Below are 16,572 nucleotides of genomic sequence, written 5' to 3'. Positions count from 1 at the left end.
CTCCCCCTACCATAAGCTGGTTTCCGATCTGCGCTTCACGATGTAGTTCGTCACCCAGAGCAGTCCGAAGTTAACGACGGAGCTGATCAGCCCCACCGCGGCGGAATAGCTCAGACTGGCTTCCCTGAGGCCCCGGCGATACACGTAGGAAGCGATGACGTCGGCCGTCTCGTAGGTGAGCGGATTGTACAGCAGGATGATTTTCTCGTAGCCCGATGACATCAAGCCGCCGATCGCGAAAATGAACAAGATGATGATGACCGGACTGATCTGGGGCAGCGTAATGTACCACATTTTCTTCACCCTGCTGACGCCGTCGATTTCGGCCGCCTCGTATAATGCCGGGTCGATCCCGCTCATGGCGGCCAGATAAATGATGCTGTCCCAGCCGATGCTCTGCCAGATGCCGGAAAACGTATAGATCGGCCGGAAGAATGAGGCGTACCCCAGGAGCGAGGAGTACTCTTTGCCTGTAATGAACTGCAGCAGTTGCGTAATGATTCCTTCATCCGCCGTGAAAATGTGGATGATCCCGCACACGACGACCAATGAAATAAAATGCGGCATGTACGTAACGGTCTGGACGGTTCGTTTGAACTTGGACGACCTGACCTCATTCAGCATTAATGCCAGAATGATCGGTGCCGTGAATCCGAAGGCGAGAGCCCACACGTTCAGCATCAGCGTGTTCTTGACGACCCTCCAGAAATAGGGCCCTTGGAAGAAATCGATGAAATGCTTAAAGCCTACCCAGTCGCTCTCCCCGAATCCAAGCAGCGGCTTGAAATCCTTGAAAGCGATCATGACGCCCCACATAGGGCCGTAGCAGAAGATCAGGTACCATGCGATCACGGGCAGCGCCAATAAGTATACAAACCAATTCTTCTTCATATCCCGCTTGATCAGCAGGCTCTTCCTCAGTTTGGCTTCCGCGGGAGCCGGGCTTATCTTCCTGTTTTTGCGAATGATCTCCATGATTCTACCACCTATTCCCGATATGGAAGCTATCGTTGGTTATACCGGTCCAGCGCCGCCTGATGGAGACTTAAAAATTCGTCCAAGCCCATGCTCTGCGCTTCCTTCAAAAACTGGTCATACGCGTCGACAGGCAGCTCGCCCATGATGATCTTGGCAAAATACTCTCCCCGGAGCGTCGACAGCTGGTTTCCAAGCTCGGCTTCGCGCGATGCCTCCTCTTTGGTGAAGGTGATCGGCGGCATGGCCATGCTGGTGTCCATGTTCTCCGTCCAATACTTCCGGATCTCACCGGAATAGCTTCCCTTCGCCACGATCAACGGGTTGGCATGATGCTCGTCGCGAATGTTCGGCCAGCTGTGCATGCGGTATTTCCACAGCGTCGTGGCGACCGGCTGTCCGTCGGGATCATTGTAAATGTAGCTGTTCTCAGGGAAATACGGCATTCCCTTGTCATCCACCAAATGAACGGTTCCATACTCGCCGAAGTTGATCAGTTCCCATCCCTTTTTGCTGTAGCTAAAGTCCAGCCACGCCATGGCTGCTTCCACGTTGTCCGCTTGGGTCGTAATCGCCGCCTCGGTGCCGGTGCGCATGAAGTTTTTGTACGTCGTCGCCGATTTATCGCCTTCGTTCAGGATCGGATTCAGCGCACCAACGAAATCGATGTCGTTCTGTTCCTTCCAATAGCTCCACATCGTATCCGGGGAGTCCATGATGACCGCCGTATCGTCCGAAATGGCGCTCGCCATCCGCTGGTTAAAGTCGGCCGTTGCCCAATCGCGGTTAAGGAGACCTTCCTTGTTCCACTTCTGCATGGTCGCCAAGTACTCTTTCGCTTTCGGCTGCGCAGGCCCCCATTGTACCTTGCCGTTCTCGTCCTGGAAGGTCCAGTCCCATACGCCGTAAGCGCCGTTAATGATGCCCGTAAAAATTTGGCCGTAACTCGATCCGTAGTTCAGCGGGGTCTTGTATCCGACCTCCTGGCATTTCTTCAAGAATGCGTACCATTCGTCAATGGTGTTCGGCACTTCCATCCCCGTCTTGTCGAGGGCTTCCTGCTTGATCAGCATGCCGAACCAGGTCCATTCCGAATACGGAGCGATTCCGTAGAAGCCTAGCAGCCTCCCGTCGTCCGTCACCGTCGTCTTCCTTCTCATCTCGTGGGAATTGCGCCAGGCCGTATAGTTCGGAGCATGCTTCTCCATCAGGTCGGTCAGGTCGATGTAAGCGCCGTCGTTAACCCCGGCTTCCAGCCCTCCGGGATACCGGCCCGGTTCAATGATGATGTCCGGCAGCTCGCCGGAGGAGATCATCAGCGTGAATGCATCCGCTTCCTGTCCTACCGGCGGCGTGATGAAATTCACCTTGATTCCGGTCAATTTCTCGATCTGTTTCTGAACGGCATGGTTGTTCATATCCGGTATGTTGGAGTTGGCAGGCATCCAAACATCCAGCACGACCTCTTCCTTGAACGGATAGGCGGAGTAATCGCTTGGAATGACTTCGTCGTATACATCGCCGAGGTATGTATCGTTCAGCGTGTTGTTCACCTCGTCGATTTGCTCTTGCGTCGGAGCCGTATTGCCGCGGATGCTTGCGCTAATGTCCGTAAACTCGACGTCGTTCTTCTTCTCGGTGGATACGGCCTCTTCGTTGCCTTCCGGCTCTTCCTTCCCGGAGCCTCCGCCGCTGCATGCGGTTATGGCCGATATCATCAGTATGGAGATCAGGAATAAATGAATCACACGCTTAAATTTCGCTTTCATCGTAATCCTCCCATAATCAAAATTGGTTGACCTTCCGTTCCAAAAACCCGCTCTTGCCTGCTTCCCCCTTTTCGAAATCAAAATGCTAAAGGCCTCTCCACAAACACCCTTGTTTAATACAATAAAACCGTATCTTTAATCGAAGTATAGGCATGATTTCATCATCTGTCAACGCTTTCATACATTAATTTTGTAATTATTATTCCTTCAAGCAATTCCCCATATCGTATAACAAAAAGTCGTTTCGAGGGGTTGAATACAGATAAAACCTCAATAATGACAAGGTTTTCGGGTGCATTAATTCAATTTGCTATCGATCTATTTGGATTGAAACAATCAATAATCCCGAAATAAAAAAAGCCTTTTATTACAGATTTTCCGTAACAAAAGGCTTTTTACTTCGGATCCTTCGTTGCTATCGGCTGCCGTTTTTCAATGGGATACGGATCTCCTGCATCATTCTCCCGAAGGGACGTAGAGCGTGTCGGAATCGCCTGCCGGAATTCCGAAATCCGGCGTTCCGTCGGGTTTCCATCCGAACTTTTGAATGCGGGTTGCGCGCAAGCGGGTATCCGCTCCCGGTTCAGGCAGGGCATGGTAGACGATCCAGTCCTCCGTCCCGTCCGGAGACTTCGTAAAGCTGTTATGGCCGGTCGCATAAATGCCGTTCTCCACGCTTTTGCGAAATACCGGTTCCGGGGATTTCGTCCACGCATCCGGATTCATCGGATCGCCGGACGCGTCCATCGTCAGCATGCCCAGCGCATAGTCCTCGGACCATGTCGTGCTGGCGGAATAGACGAGGAAGATGCGGCCGTTCCGATGGAGAAGGACAGGGCCCTCGTTGATGGCCATGCCTCCCTGCTTCTCCCATTCCAGAGTCGGAGCGGTGAGCAGGACATGCTCGCCGGTCAGCGTCCACGGGTCAACCATACGCATGATATATATCGCCGAGCCGTAATCCGGGAACCGGCCGTATCCGGCATACAGGAAATAGAGCTGGCCCTGCAGCGTCATCACGGTACCGTCCAAACCTGGAACGGGCGTGTCAAGCGCCCCCTTCCAGGTCCATTCGCCTTCCATAGGGTCGTCTTCTCCGTTCTCCAGGACGCAAATCCTGCGGGTATCGTCCCCTCCCCCGTCATTCGCCGTGTAATACACATACCATTTACCCTGAACGTGATGAATTTCCGGTGCCCATAAGTTATGGCTGTATCTGCCTCCAGGCTCCGGCGCCCAAATCGTTTTCTTTCGTCCTGCTGCGATGCGGCTCAGCGACTCCGATTTCGTCAGTTCAATACGATCCCGCGCCGTATGCATGAAATAGTAGAAGCCGTCGGTGTGCTGCCACACCCAAGGATCAGCCGCTTGCTCGACAATCGGATTGTGAAACGTTGCAGTTTGGGGCATTTTCTCCATCTCCCTTCGCATTTCGCGCGTCAGGCCCTACGCGTGGATGCTATTCCCTGATCCCTCCCGGACCTTTGGCGTTACGTTCCATCTTACCGATGCCGATTTAGGTTGTCTATGCTAAATTGAGTATATTTAAGTCCGGCGCATATAAGCCCGAACCGTTAACGGAGCGAATATCGCCACGATGACGGCGGCGCCGATCAGGGAGATGGACAAATCCCAGCCGACGGTACCCGAGTTGGTCAAGTCCCGGACGGCGGTAACCAGATGCGAGATCGGATTGACATTCACGAACCATTGCAGCCATCCCGGCATCGTCTCGACCGGCACGAACGCATTGGAAAGAAACGTGAGCGGGAACAAAACGATCATTGAGATGCCCTGCACGCTGGAGGCCGTACGGGCGATCACGCCGAAGAAGGCGAAAATCCAGCTGATCGCCCAAGAACAGACGATGACGAGCAGCGCGGCAAGCGCCACGTACCCCAAGCCGCCGCCCGGATGATAGCCCATCACATATCCCATGGCAAAGGTCAGCACCGTTGCGATGGTATACCTGACGGTGTCCGCCAGCAGCGCGCCGGCAAGCGGCGCGATCCGTGCGATCGGCAGCGATTTGAACCTGTCGAACACGCCTTTATCCATGTCCTCTCGCAGCTGTACGCCGGTAACGACCGACGTGGTGATCACGGTCTGCACGAGAATGCCGGGAATGATGACTGGCAAGTAGCTCTGCACGTCTCCGGAGATGGCGCCGCCGAAAATATACGTGAACATCAAGGTAAAGAGAATCGGCTGCATCGTCACGTCAAAGAGCTGCTCCGGCGTTCGCTTGATCTTCAGCAGCCCCCGGTACGCCATGGTGAAGGAATTCCGCAGGGACTGGCCGAAGCTGGTACGGTTCTTCAGTCGGGATTCGGTGCCGGATTTCATCGTCATCGTGCTTCTCATACGCTTGCCTCCTCCTTTTGCTTCGAATGTGGTTCCCGGGACGGATGCGATGTTTCAGCCTTCGCGGCATGCCCGGTAATGGTCAAGAACACCTCATCCAGCGTCGGCTTCTGGACGCTCATCTCAGCCAGGCCGATCCCCGATGCCCGAAGCTCGATCAGCAGGTCCGTCACCAGATCGGCATTCGCCATCGGAGCCGTGATCGCTCCGGCCTCCGGGGATACCATGGAGGGCGCCTGGAGCACACGTTCAACCATTTGGCGAGCCTGCTCGATGTTCGCCGGATCACCGACGCGCAAATGCAGCGACGAGGTGCCAACCGATGCCTTCAGCTCATCGGCGGTCCCTTCGGCAACGACCCTGCCGTGATCGATAACCGCGATCCGGTCGGCCAGCTGGTCCGCCTCCTCCAGATACTGCGTCGTGAGAAGTACGGTCGACCCCGTGCTCACCAGCCGGCGGATCGTATCCCACATCTGGGATCGCGTTCGCGGGTCGAGCCCCGTTGTCGGCTCATCCAGAAAAATAAGCGGCGGCTGGGCGATCAGGCTTGCCGCCAAATCGAGCCTGCGGCGCATGCCGCCGGAAAATTGCTTGAGCGGCCGCTTTGCCGCTTCCGTTAAGCCGAACTCCTCAAGCAGCTGTCCCGCCTTGCGTTTCGCTTCCGCGCGTCCAAGCCCGAGCAGCCTTGAGAAGATGATCAGGTTCTCGGTCGCGCTGAGCGATTCGTCAACCGACGCGTACTGGCCCGTGACCCCGATCAATTGCCGGACGATCTGCGCTTCCTTCCGCACATCGTAGCCGAAGATTCGCGCCGAGCCGGCATCCGGCCGCAGCAGAGTGGCCAGCATCCGGATCGTGGTTGTCTTGCCAGCGCCATTGGGCCCGAGCACGCCGTAAATGCTCCCGGTCCGGACCTTGAGCTCCACCCCGTCGACCGCCCGGTTGTCGCCGAACGTTTTGACGAGCCCGTGCGCTTCAACTGCCCAATCCCCGCTGCCTGGCTCCCATTGGTATGGATTGATCTGCTTCAATTTATTTCCTCCTTCATCGTGATGATTTATGTAAGGAGGGTAACATGCTTATTTAAACGGAATTTAAATCCGCCTTACTTTGCCTCAAGCAACAAACGCAGCTTCTCAAGCGATCATTGCACGAAGCGCCTTACAAAGCGTGGCGCAACAGTTATCGGCACGCCTCGTATACGAAAGAAAAGCGCCATTTCATGCTAAATCAGCTTCGAAGCGCTTCGTATTATGAAAGAAAAAGTCATTTCATGCTGAAAAAAACCGGCTTCGGAGCGCTTCGTGTTTAAAAGCGTCCTACCAAGCAAAAAAAGTGCCCCGCAGATCTAGTGATCTTATGGGGCACTTTCTTATTTTATTTCGAGCATCAGAGGATGTTCTTACGACATTTTGACCAAGCTGTAGTTCTTCTTCCCCTTGCGGATGATGATGAACCGGCCGCCGATCGCTTGGTCGGCGGTTACTTCATGGCCGACATCGCTAATCCGCTCGCCGTTCATGGAGATGGCGCCGTTATTGATATCCTCACGCGCCTGCCGCTTGGAAGGCTCGATGCCGAGGTCGACCAGCCAATCCACGATATTTTTCGTCTCCGGACCTGCCTCGTAGGTCGGCATTTCCTTAAAGCCCTGCTCGATCTCATCGGCCGTCAAGGACTTGATATCGCCGCTGAACAGCGCTGCGGTAATGCGCTTCGCCTGCTCCAGCATCTCCTCGCCGTGCACGAACCGCGTCATTTCCTCGGCAAGCGTTATTTGCGCTTCGCGTTTATGCGGCTCGGTCTCCACCTTATGGGCAAGCTCCTCGATCTCCTCTTTCGAGAGGAACGTGAAGTACTTCAAGTATTTCACGACGTCACGGTCGTCGGTGTTGGCCCAGAACTGGTAGAACTCGTACGGCGTCGTTTTCTTCGGATCGAGCCAGATCGAGCCGCCGGCCGTTTTCCCGAACTTCGTGCCGTCGGCTTTCAGCATCAGCGGAATCGTCAAGCCGAACGCCTTGGCTTCCGCGCCTTCCTTTTTCCGGATGAGGTCAAGGCCGCTTGTGATGTTGCCCCATTGGTCCGAGCCCCCGATCTGGAGCTGCACGTCGAAATTCTTGTACAGATGCAGGTAGTCCAGCGACTGCAGAATCTGGTACGAGAACTCCGTGAAGGAAATGCCGCTTTCCAGCCGGCTTGCCACGACGTCCTTCGCCAGCATCGTGTTGATGCTGAAGTTTTTGCCGTAGTCGCGCAAAAATTCGATAACGCCGATGTCCTTCGTCCAATCGTAGTTGTTCACCAACCGGATCTGGTTGTCGCCCTCGGTGATGAACAGCTTCTTCATCTGCTCGGTCAGGGCGTCCACGTTGGCCTGTACCTGCTCGAGCGTCTGCAGCGAGCGCTCGGTTTGGCGTCCGCTCGGATCGCCGATCGTCCCGGTCGCGCCCCCGATCAGAATGACCGGACGGTGTCCTGCCATCTGGAAGCGCTTGAGGACCATAAACGGAATCAAATGCCCGATATGCATGCTGTCGCCGGTCGGGTCGACGCCGCAGTATACGGAGATTGATTTTTCATTCGTCAATTCGCGGAGGCCTTCGGCATCCGTCTGCTGATTGATGGCATCGCGCCACTCGAGTTCATCGATAATGTTCATTTCTGCATCCACTCCTTGAATTCGTAAACTTCTGCTTGTCAAAAAGCTTTAAAAGGCTCGGTTATAAAACCATAAAAAAAACGCCCCCATGTCTATGACAGACACAGGGACGATTGAACACCGCGTTACCACCCAGATTGCACCCCTCCAAGCGCCGGCGCCTAGGCCGCAAGCAAGGATGCCACTCGTCGGCGAGTTAACGTTCGCCTAATCCCGCTCGGCATTACCCGAGATACTCCAGAGTGTATTTCGCCAGCTTAATATGTGCCAAGGTTCCATCCTCCTCGGCTTTCTGGAACAGGGATTAAGCAAGCTACTGGGCTCTTTCAACGTATATCCTATATAAGATTACAGACAGTATAGTGAAATACGAATTGAATGTCAACTGGCCATCTGATTCGATCTTACAGCTCGGGGTTCACACCATACTTGACAGCCTATTGTTTAGATTCTAAACTAATGGCATGAATAATGAATCCAATCCAACCCATCAGGAAGCGAACCGCGGCAGCAAGAACTTAGGCCGGCTGATCCTGCAGCTGAGACGCCTGGAGCGCCAGCCTCATACATTCGGCCGTGCAGGCAAATTAACGCCAAGCGAGATCCATACGATTGACGCCATCGGTTATGACGGAGCCATCCTCATGAGCGAGCTCGCCTCGCGGCTTGGCGTGACAAAGGGAGCCATCACGCAGGTGGTTGATCGGCTGGAAGCCAAATCGCTCGTGACCCGTTCCCCCCATCCTCATGATTCAAGAAGCTCGATCGTTTCGCTCAGCGAAGACGGAAAGGAGGCATATCGGGCCCACGAAGCCGTGCATCTCGAATTCTATAATCAGCTGAGATCGCAGCTTAGCGAGCAAGAAATAAAAATTTTTGAGAAGAGCATTGAGATATTAAATAATATGCTGAGCAAATAACTATTTTTTTTCGATAAATAGTTTAGAATCTAAACTAAAATCCGAAGGAGGCTTCCCATGAATCTTGATACCCATCCGGCTCTCATCGGAACAGCGAAACATCGATTGTGGGTCTTGTTTTCAATCTGTACTGGCGCATTTCTGACCCATTTTACTGCCGGCATTGTGAATGTATCGCTTCCTTCCCTTACATCGGTATTCCAAACGGATTTGGATATCCTGCAGTGGATTACGACGGCATACTTGCTTGCCATTGCGGCATTGCTGCCGATCATGGGGAAATTGGGCGACCGTTACGGGCATGGTCTCATTCATAATATGGGCTACTTGATCTTTGCCGTAAGCTCTCTTCTGATCGCCTTGTCTCCGAACGTTCTTGTCCTAGTCTCGTTTCGAATCCTCCAAGGGATTGGAGCCGCCATGTTTCAAGCAACCAATATTGCGCTGATCCAGCTTTATTATCCTAAAGAACAAAGAGGCCGCGCCCTCGGCATCATGAGTTCGGTCGTCGCCCTGGGAGCCATGACCGGCCCGCTCGCCGGCGGACTTATTGCCGAGCGGTTAAGCTGGCATTGGTTATTTCTGATACATCTGCCCATTGCAGCCGGAGCGGTTGCACTCGCTTACCGATTCATCCCCATTCAGCGTCCTAGCGGCGATTCGCCATCCATAGACCGAGTCAGCGCCTTGTTATTCGTTGCCATTATCGCATCGATGATTTATGGGTTATCCAGCGGGAATGCGCAGGGCTGGTTTTCTGCAATCATCCTTTCGGTTTTTGTCGGCGGCGGATTCGTGCTCGCTTTGTTCTTGCGGCGTGAATCGCGCCTGCCCGTCCCCTTTTTACCTTTGCAAGTTCTGCGCATCCCTTCGGTCTTATCGGGGCTAGTGACAAGCTGTGCCTCCTTTGTGCTGATTAATGCCATATTAGTGGTCATGCCTTTTTATTTGTCCCATATGACCTCATATCCTCCCGCGTATATCGGCTTGATCATGACGGCTTATCCCCTGCTGTTTGCCATATCAAGCCCGGTGTCCGGACATTTATCCGACCGAATCAATCCCCGGCTGCTCATGTTCATCGGGCTCGGGTGCATCGTAACTGGACTTGCGGTTTTTTCTTATTTTCTAGCTTACTTGACGGTCCCCGGCCTGGTAGCCGTACTTGCCTGGATGGGGCTGGGCATGGGCTGCCTGGCTGCGCCGAACAACGGTTACATCATGCGCAGCGTCCCCTTCCGGTATGCCGGTTCGATTGGAGGCATGATTGCACTGACACGAAATGCCGGAATGGCCCTCGGTGCGGCTGTAGGTCTCGGCATGGTAACCGGACATGCGGGAACGGAGTTTTCGATTGCAGATTTTGAACGGATTTTTAGAATCAACGTGATCATCGGCCTATGTTCCTGCGCTGCTTTGGGATATGGAGCGTACATAGAGCGCCGAAGCAAGCCTATTTCTAAACAATCGGAGGAAACAGGATGTTGAAAGATAAAATCGTCGTCATTGGCGGATATGGTCATGTAGGACAAATGATATGCAACGACCTCGCCCACTTCTATCCCGGCAAAGTCTTCGCTGCAGGAAGAAGTCAAGAGCGGGCCGAAGCATTCAGCCGCGCCACGCAGGGCCGCGTGGAGCCGCTGCGCATCGATGCGGATGCAGGCGTAGACCCCGCGTTGTTGTCCGAAGTGAAGCTGGTCATCATGTGCTTGGACCAACAGAATTCGGCATTCGTTCAAGCCTGTATCGGGCAAGGCATCCATTATATAGACCTTTCGGCGGATTATCGATTGTTGTCTCAAGTGGAGCTGATGCATCCCCTGGCCGTTACTCATGGGGCTACCGTCATCCTCAGCGTCGGTCTTGCACCGGGCATGTCGAATCTTTTATCGCTCCATGCCAAGCAGCATTTGGATGTTACAGAGGCTATCTATATTTCGCTTATGCTGGGTCTCGGAGATTCCCACGGTAAAGCAGCCATTGAATGGACCGTTGATAATTTGCGCTCCAACTTCACGACGATGGAGCAAGGGAAAGTGATACAGCATACCAGCTTTGCCGACGGGCGCAAAACGGATTTCGGCAACGGACAGGGCAGCCGTACAGCATATCGATTCAATTTTGCCGATCAGCATATATTGCCGCGTACGCTCCAAGTGCCCAGCATATCGACACGACTTTGCTTTGACAGCCCCTTCATCACCGGGTTATTATCCCGTTTCAAACGGCTGGGCGGCCTCAAGCTGCTGAATATACCCTGGATTCGGGATGCTGCTGTTAAAGCCTTTGCATCCATGCGGATCGGTAAGCCCACGTTCGCATTAAAAGTCGATGCGGTGGGCAAGAAGCAGGACCAGCCAGCTCTTGTGGAATGCTTCCTGCAAGGCGTTCACGAGGCCGAAGTCACTGCAAAAGCAACTGCAATCGTGGCTAGGAAGCTCTACACTTCCCATATGCCGCACGGTGTCTTTCATATCGAGCAGTTGTTCACCATTGATTCCTTCGACGAAGAACTGAAGGAGATGGCCCATATGTCATCACGGCTTCGCATCGGAACGTCGCCTGGCTCGGACCAGATGACAGAGACCTCAAGCTGAGAAAATCGATCATTTGATGGTTAAGGGCTGACTCATTCCCGATGTCTAATATAATAAAACAACCGTCCCGATGAATTCCATCAGGACGGCTGCCATTTATTCTACGCTTTTATCCATAAAACCCAACGTTTGCAACGTGCGCATCAGGACCAGAGCAGCCTGCGCGCGGGTAACCGGCGCTTGTGCCGCGAATCGACCGCGGTGATCGCCCTGCACGATGTTCAGCTGCACGAGCCGGCTTACATCGTTCACCGCCCAGGCGGGTATTGAAGCCTGATCCCGGAATGCAGCCGAGTTGCCCTGCCCTCCGTTCCCAGGTACGGCGGCTGCCGCATTCATCGCACGGTTCACCATCACGGCCATCTCGGCGCGGGTCAAGGCGGCGTTCGGCGCGAAGCTGCCCCCGCTGCCTTCGATGATGCCATGCTCGACTGCAGCGCCGATCTCGCCTGCATAGGCGTCGCCGTCGCGAACGTCGCGGAAGTCCCCGCCGCCCGTAACCGGACCCAATCCCATTGCCCGCACGAGCAGTGCCGTGAACTCGGCGCGCGACATCTCCTTGCCCGGGGCGAACGAGGTCGGGCTGACGCCGTTTACCAGCAGGCGGGAGGCCATCGCTTCGATTTCCTTGCGGGCCCAGTGCCCGTTAAGATCTTCAAACGATTTGCGGTATTCCAGCAATGTGTAAATTCCGCTGCCCGCATGCTTGATTTCGACGGCAGGCTGTCCGTGCCAGATCGTCTGCACGGCAGGAACGAACCGGAAGACACCTGCTCCCTCGTCATAGATCGCAGCCGTGACCGCTGCCGGATTCTTGCCTGCCGGGAGCGGCAGGATTCGGCTTACCGGAAGCTTGCCGAAATCCTTGATCGGCTGCTCCTTGCCTTGCGGCCCTACTGCTGCGCCGATCCGAGCTCCGCCGTTTCCGGCCAGCTTGGCCCCCATGGAAGCGGCCTTGCCGCTCATGGCAGATACCGCGGCGCTGTCAACAGGCGTCACGGACAAGCTAACATTCCCCTCGCCCTTAAGCGCCTCAATCGGAAGTCGGATCGCGCCAGACGCTGTTTCCAGCACCAGCTTCGCCTGCTTCGATTTCGCTGCCGCTCGGTTCACCCATTCTGCCGGAATGGACAGCTCTGCAGCACCGTTCGTTTCAGGAGCACGCACGACCAGCTCCTGCTGTTCTCCGGACAATGCGGTTACCGCTCTGTTCCAAGCCTCTTCTTTCAACGTGATCCGATCAACGGCACCGTCCTCCTTGATGATAAGATCGTTCCCCTCAAGGACACCGGACGGCGCTGCTTCTCCGCCCGTTGACGGCGGCGTTACAGACGGCGCATTGCTGCTGCCTCCCGAGCCGCCGGAGCCGGATCCAGGGGCCGGGTCAGTCGACCCGCCTCCGTTTCCGGGGTTTGCAGGTTTCTTCTGTTCGGTGATCCGCCCCTCTACTTTCGGTGACACCGTTCCGCCGAGCTTGCTCACATGCTCCATGAAAATTTCATAATCCGGATAACCCAGATCCTCGTTATACTTCCCTTCCGCAATCGCTTCGGCAAAGGATTTATAACCGTCTCCGCCGTTAGCTACAAAGCTGTTGGTCGCCATCCGATAGGTCTCGGTCGGAACCAGCGGCTTGTAGCTGCCGTCCTTCATGATCATAATATCGTACACCCGGTCTCCAGCCAGAGCGGAAGGATCCCATTTAAACTTCATACCGGCGACTTGCGGGAATTTGCCTGGAAGATCCGCCAGCTTGGCGCCGCTGATTCCGTTTTCGAGCCCGTCCTTCAGCTGCTGTCCGGTGAGGTCCAGGACAAACAAAGTGTTGCCGAACGGCATCACGGTCCGCAGCTCGCCCATCGTAATCTCGCCTTCGTCGATGGAGGCGCGAATGCCGCCGCCGTTCATCAGCGCGATGTCGGCGTTTTTAAGCTCTTTAGCTTTGGCGAGCATGCCGTCTGCAATCAGATTGCCCAGATTCGTCTCCTTCGAGCGGACATTCTGCCGCTCGCCGTCCAGCTTAACGGTAGCCGTACCGATCACCTGCTTCATTAATTCGTCCAGCTCGGCTTTATAAGGAGCCAGCATAGCCTTCGCCTGCTCGTCCTCCTCCACGCTGGCGTCGACCGCCAGCAGTTTGCCGTCAACCTTGCCTTCCTCCGTCAACACATTGCCGTGCTCATCAAATTCCAGATCCACGCGGCCGAGATATTTGCCCCATTCATTCGCCTGCACGATGACGGTCGGCGTCTCGTGCCGGCGGTCTGTCACAACTTCGGGGGCATCCAGCTTGGTATGGGTATGTCCGCCGACGATCAGGTCGATGCCCTCAACGGCTTCAGCCAGCTCCTTGTCCTTGGCATAGCCCAGGTGCGACAAGGCAATGATGATGTTCAGACCGTCCTTCTCCATCGCTTCGACCGTCGATTTGGCCGAGGCTGCCGCTTCATTGAAGATCACGTCTTTGCCCGGGCTTGAAGTTTCGGCCGTATCCTCGGTCGTAAGGCCGAATATGCCGATCTTGTGCCCGTCCACCAGCATCGTCACATAAGGGTACACTCCACTGTTCGCCGTCGTTTTCGGCTGAGCGGCATCTATGACGGCCGGCGGCTTGAGAAGATGCGAGATTGCTGCGTCCCGGCTGAGATCGACGTTAGCGCTCACCAGCGGGAACTGTGCCTTGGATACGAACTCCGCGAGCGCTTTGGTCCCCTGATCAAATTCATGGTTGCCGAACGTCATGGCGTCATAGCCCATGTAATTCATGAAAGCCAGATCGGCCAAACCGAACCATTTGGTAAAGTACAGGTCGCCCGAGAATACGTCACCTGCATCCAGGAGCAGGCTGTTACCGCCTTCCTCACGCACCTGCTTCACCAGTGTTGCCCGTCTCGCCACATCGCCCAAATGGGCGTGCGTATCATTGGTATGCATGATCGTCAGCTTCCAGCCTTCCTCATCGGCCGGACCGTCCGTAACGGTCACTTTAGCCTCCGCAGAGCCATAGCCGTCCTTACTCCGGACGGTAATCACGGCTTCCCCCGGAGTTAATGGAGTCACCGTTCCGCTCGCGTCCACGATCGCAACCGCTTCATCCGACGAGCTCCACTCCAGCTCGGAGGAGCCGCCATTCGAAGCTTCTACCACTGCCTTCAGACCCACGCCGGCTCCGCCCGCAGTCAGCTTCAGCGAGGCTTGGTCAAGCGTGATTTTGGTAACCTGAAGCTCGAGCAGCGCCACGGTTCCGCTGACCTCATTCGCTACGAGCAGCAGCGGCCGCCCGGTCAGGCTATCCGACGCCGGGATAAACTCCAAGCCCTCGGGACCGGAGTCGGAGGTAATCCCCGCCTCGAAGTCCCGCGTATTGAAATAGTTCAGGAACTCGGGCGCAGAAGGGTTCGTCACGTCATAAGTCATCACGCCGCCGATGCGTTCCAAGCCGATGAAGGCCAGCGTTTTCGCTCCGACCTTGCCGACGGCTGCATATTCAGGCTCAGGGCCTTTCTTCGAGCTTCGGCCGTCCATCTCGTTTTTGTCGTTGCTCGCGTTAAAATATTTCGGTAAGCGGTCTGCCGTAATTCTTTCGAAGTCGCTGCCGCTGTCGTACACCTGGGACATGTCATCCGCATTCCAGATGGAGAAGGAGCGCGCTCCGTACATATACAATCCGTCGCTGCCCATATCGCTCGCAACTTCAACCTTATCGTAGGTCGTTCCTTTATCCGCCAGAAATTGGGCTGCCGGAGAGGAAGGATCAAGCAGGGCCTTCATATCTCCTACTTTGCTTTCATTGGTGCGCTCATCCCAGCCCGTTGCGTCGCCTTCATTAGCGGACACGATAAACTGCTGTCCGCCCACGCTGTAAGTCGCGATGCCGTCCGGCATGTACATGCCGTAGAACGGAACGTTCTCGAACTTGATTTGCCCGTCCTTCAGCAGATCCAGCGCATGTTCCGGCTTGCTGAAATCCTTGTAGCCCAGACCTTTGACCGAACGAATCGTCTTCGCTGCCAGGTCTACTACGGCAATCGCATTGTTCTCCTGAAGGGAAACATATGCAGTCGTTTCGTCTTCCGAGAGGGAAATATACTCCGGCTCGAGATCGCGGATGGCGTCCGCCTTGGTGCCGGCGCTTCGGATTTGACCGTCCGCACCAACAGAGCCGCGGATATGAACCGTATCGTCAATGACTGACGGATCGTCGAATTTTAGATGGCTAACCTCATGGGTAACCGTGTCCACGATCGTAATGCTGCCTTCGGGATCGGGAGCGGTCTCGGTGCGGGGCTCGCCTTCATCGGCCGTCAGGATATAACGCCCATCGGACGTGAATTTGATCATATCCGGCTGAACGCCGGTCTCATAAGTTTCCAGCAGAGCGCCCTCGTAATCGAGTACGAGCACTTTGCCGGGCTTCGTGTGATCCAGCTCCTGGACCGCGATTGCGACCCGCTTGTTCTCGGTATTCACATCCACGCTCGTCAGATCGCCGTACTTGAAGCCGTCCGTCTCGGCGAGCGCCTGGACGTCGATTCCCTTATCCTTCACAAGACTCCCGTTAGCCTCCAGCGAAATGATCTCCAGGCTGGCCGGCTGCGTCGAGCCGTTGACCAAATAAAGCTTGCGGTTCTCCTTATTGTATTTGACGATTTCCGCTACGCCGCCATCCTTATTGGAGGTGCCGACAGCATAATGGCCAATCATCCTCATGTCGAGCTTGTCCGCTATAGAAACCGGCGCCTGACGCAAGCCCAGTACCTGAAGCGTAAACGCCCGCCGCGCCGTGAACGGAACAGGGGAGCTGTCGGCAACCGTCACTTCAACGGAGTGCGCGCCCTCTTCTCCCAGCGCTGGGACGCCCTCGATGATCCCGGTATCCGGGTTCATCGACAAACCGGCAGGCAAACCTGCGGCGACGTAAGTATAAGGCGCTTGCCCGCCGTATACATCGATCATGACCGAATAAGGCTCGTTCACATACGCTTCCGGATAATCTGTTTCCGTGATGCCAAAATCAGCGGCCATCGGAGCTGCGGCCTGCTGGGCTTGGGCGTTGTGCGTTTGGGACGGATCGACTCCCGCGTCTGCGAATACGGTGCCTGTCGAAAATAGGGAGGCCATCGTAAGTTCCGCCGCTATAAACAGCGATACCGCCTTCATTGTTCTATCCTTCAAATTCGGTTCCCCTCTTCCAATTCTATATTCAACTATAGAGTGTAAAGAGAGATTGTTAACGGCCGCTCAACGGAAATCACGGTTTATGTAAAGGAGTCTTACTA

10 protein-coding genes are annotated in these 16,572 nt (G+C 55.2%); 3 read left to right on the top strand and 7 right to left on the bottom strand.

The genetic code is table 11. The annotated features are described in order from the left end of the window. Nucleotides 1-6: 6 nt before the first annotated feature. From BBD41_RS21670 to tyrS, 6 genes are all read right to left on the bottom strand, one after another. Nucleotides 7-975, bottom strand: a complete 969-nt coding sequence (locus tag BBD41_RS21670; protein ID WP_077567672.1) for an ABC transporter permease — start codon at nucleotides 973-975, stop codon at nucleotides 7-9. 29 nt (nucleotides 976-1,004) lie between these two features. Next, nucleotides 1,005-2,744, bottom strand: coding sequence for an extracellular solute-binding protein (locus BBD41_RS21665; protein ID WP_077567673.1), 1,740 nt, complete (start codon nucleotides 2,742-2,744; stop codon nucleotides 1,005-1,007). A gap of 456 nt (nucleotides 2,745-3,200) precedes the next feature. Further along, nucleotides 3,201-4,154 carry a glycoside hydrolase family 43 protein gene (locus BBD41_RS21660; protein WP_077567674.1) on the bottom strand — a complete coding sequence of 318 codons (954 nt, stop codon included), beginning with the start codon at nucleotides 4,152-4,154 and terminating at the stop codon, nucleotides 3,201-3,203. A gap of 135 nt (nucleotides 4,155-4,289) precedes the next feature. After that, complete coding sequence (locus BBD41_RS21655) at nucleotides 4,290-5,108, bottom strand: ABC transporter permease (RefSeq protein ID WP_077567675.1); 819 nt, start codon at nucleotides 5,106-5,108, stop codon at nucleotides 4,290-4,292. Next, complete coding sequence (locus tag BBD41_RS21650) at nucleotides 5,105-6,142, bottom strand: ATP-binding cassette domain-containing protein (RefSeq protein ID WP_077567676.1); 1,038 nt, start codon at nucleotides 6,140-6,142, stop codon at nucleotides 5,105-5,107. Before BBD41_RS21650 ends, BBD41_RS21655 begins: the two co-directional genes overlap by 4 nt. 371 nt (nucleotides 6,143-6,513) lie before the next feature. Then, nucleotides 6,514-7,773: a tyrosine--tRNA ligase gene (tyrS, locus tag BBD41_RS21645; RefSeq protein WP_099478691.1), complete on the bottom strand. Its 1,260-nt coding sequence runs from the start codon at nucleotides 7,771-7,773 to the stop codon at nucleotides 6,514-6,516. A gap of 464 nt (nucleotides 7,774-8,237) precedes the next feature. Between tyrS and BBD41_RS21640 the strand changes: the two genes are divergently transcribed. The 3 genes from BBD41_RS21640 to BBD41_RS21630 are packed head-to-tail and all read left to right on the top strand — an operon-like array spanning nucleotide 8,238 to nucleotide 11,293. Beyond that, entirely contained in the window at nucleotides 8,238-8,693 is a 456-nt protein-coding gene (locus BBD41_RS21640) for a MarR family winged helix-turn-helix transcriptional regulator (RefSeq protein ID WP_189636064.1), read from the top strand. 57 nt (nucleotides 8,694-8,750) lie between these two features. Next, on the top strand, nucleotides 8,751-10,181 hold the full coding sequence (locus tag BBD41_RS21635) for an MFS transporter (protein ID WP_077567678.1): 1,431 nt from the start codon (nucleotides 8,751-8,753) through the stop codon (nucleotides 10,179-10,181). After that, the gene (locus BBD41_RS21630; protein ID WP_099478690.1) at nucleotides 10,175-11,293 is read left to right on the top strand and encodes a saccharopine dehydrogenase family protein; all 1,119 of its coding nucleotides are present in this window, start codon (nucleotides 10,175-10,177) and stop codon (nucleotides 11,291-11,293) included. Before BBD41_RS21635 ends, BBD41_RS21630 begins: the two co-directional genes overlap by 7 nt. Before the next feature lie 96 nt (nucleotides 11,294-11,389). Here BBD41_RS21630 and BBD41_RS21625 read toward each other — a convergent pair whose 3' ends face one another. After that, nucleotides 11,390-16,468, bottom strand: coding sequence for a choice-of-anchor I family protein (locus tag BBD41_RS21625; protein ID WP_099478689.1), 5,079 nt, complete (start codon nucleotides 16,466-16,468; stop codon nucleotides 11,390-11,392). Nucleotides 16,469-16,572: the final 104 nt, after the last annotated feature.

It is taken from the genome of Paenibacillus ihbetae (assembly GCF_002741055.1).
In the GTDB taxonomy this organism is placed as follows: Bacteria; Bacillota; Bacilli; order Paenibacillales; family Paenibacillaceae; genus Paenibacillus_AQ; species Paenibacillus_AQ ihbetae.
The sequence above is the reverse complement of the archived record's forward strand: the minus strand, read 5'-3'. Positions and strand labels throughout refer to the sequence as shown.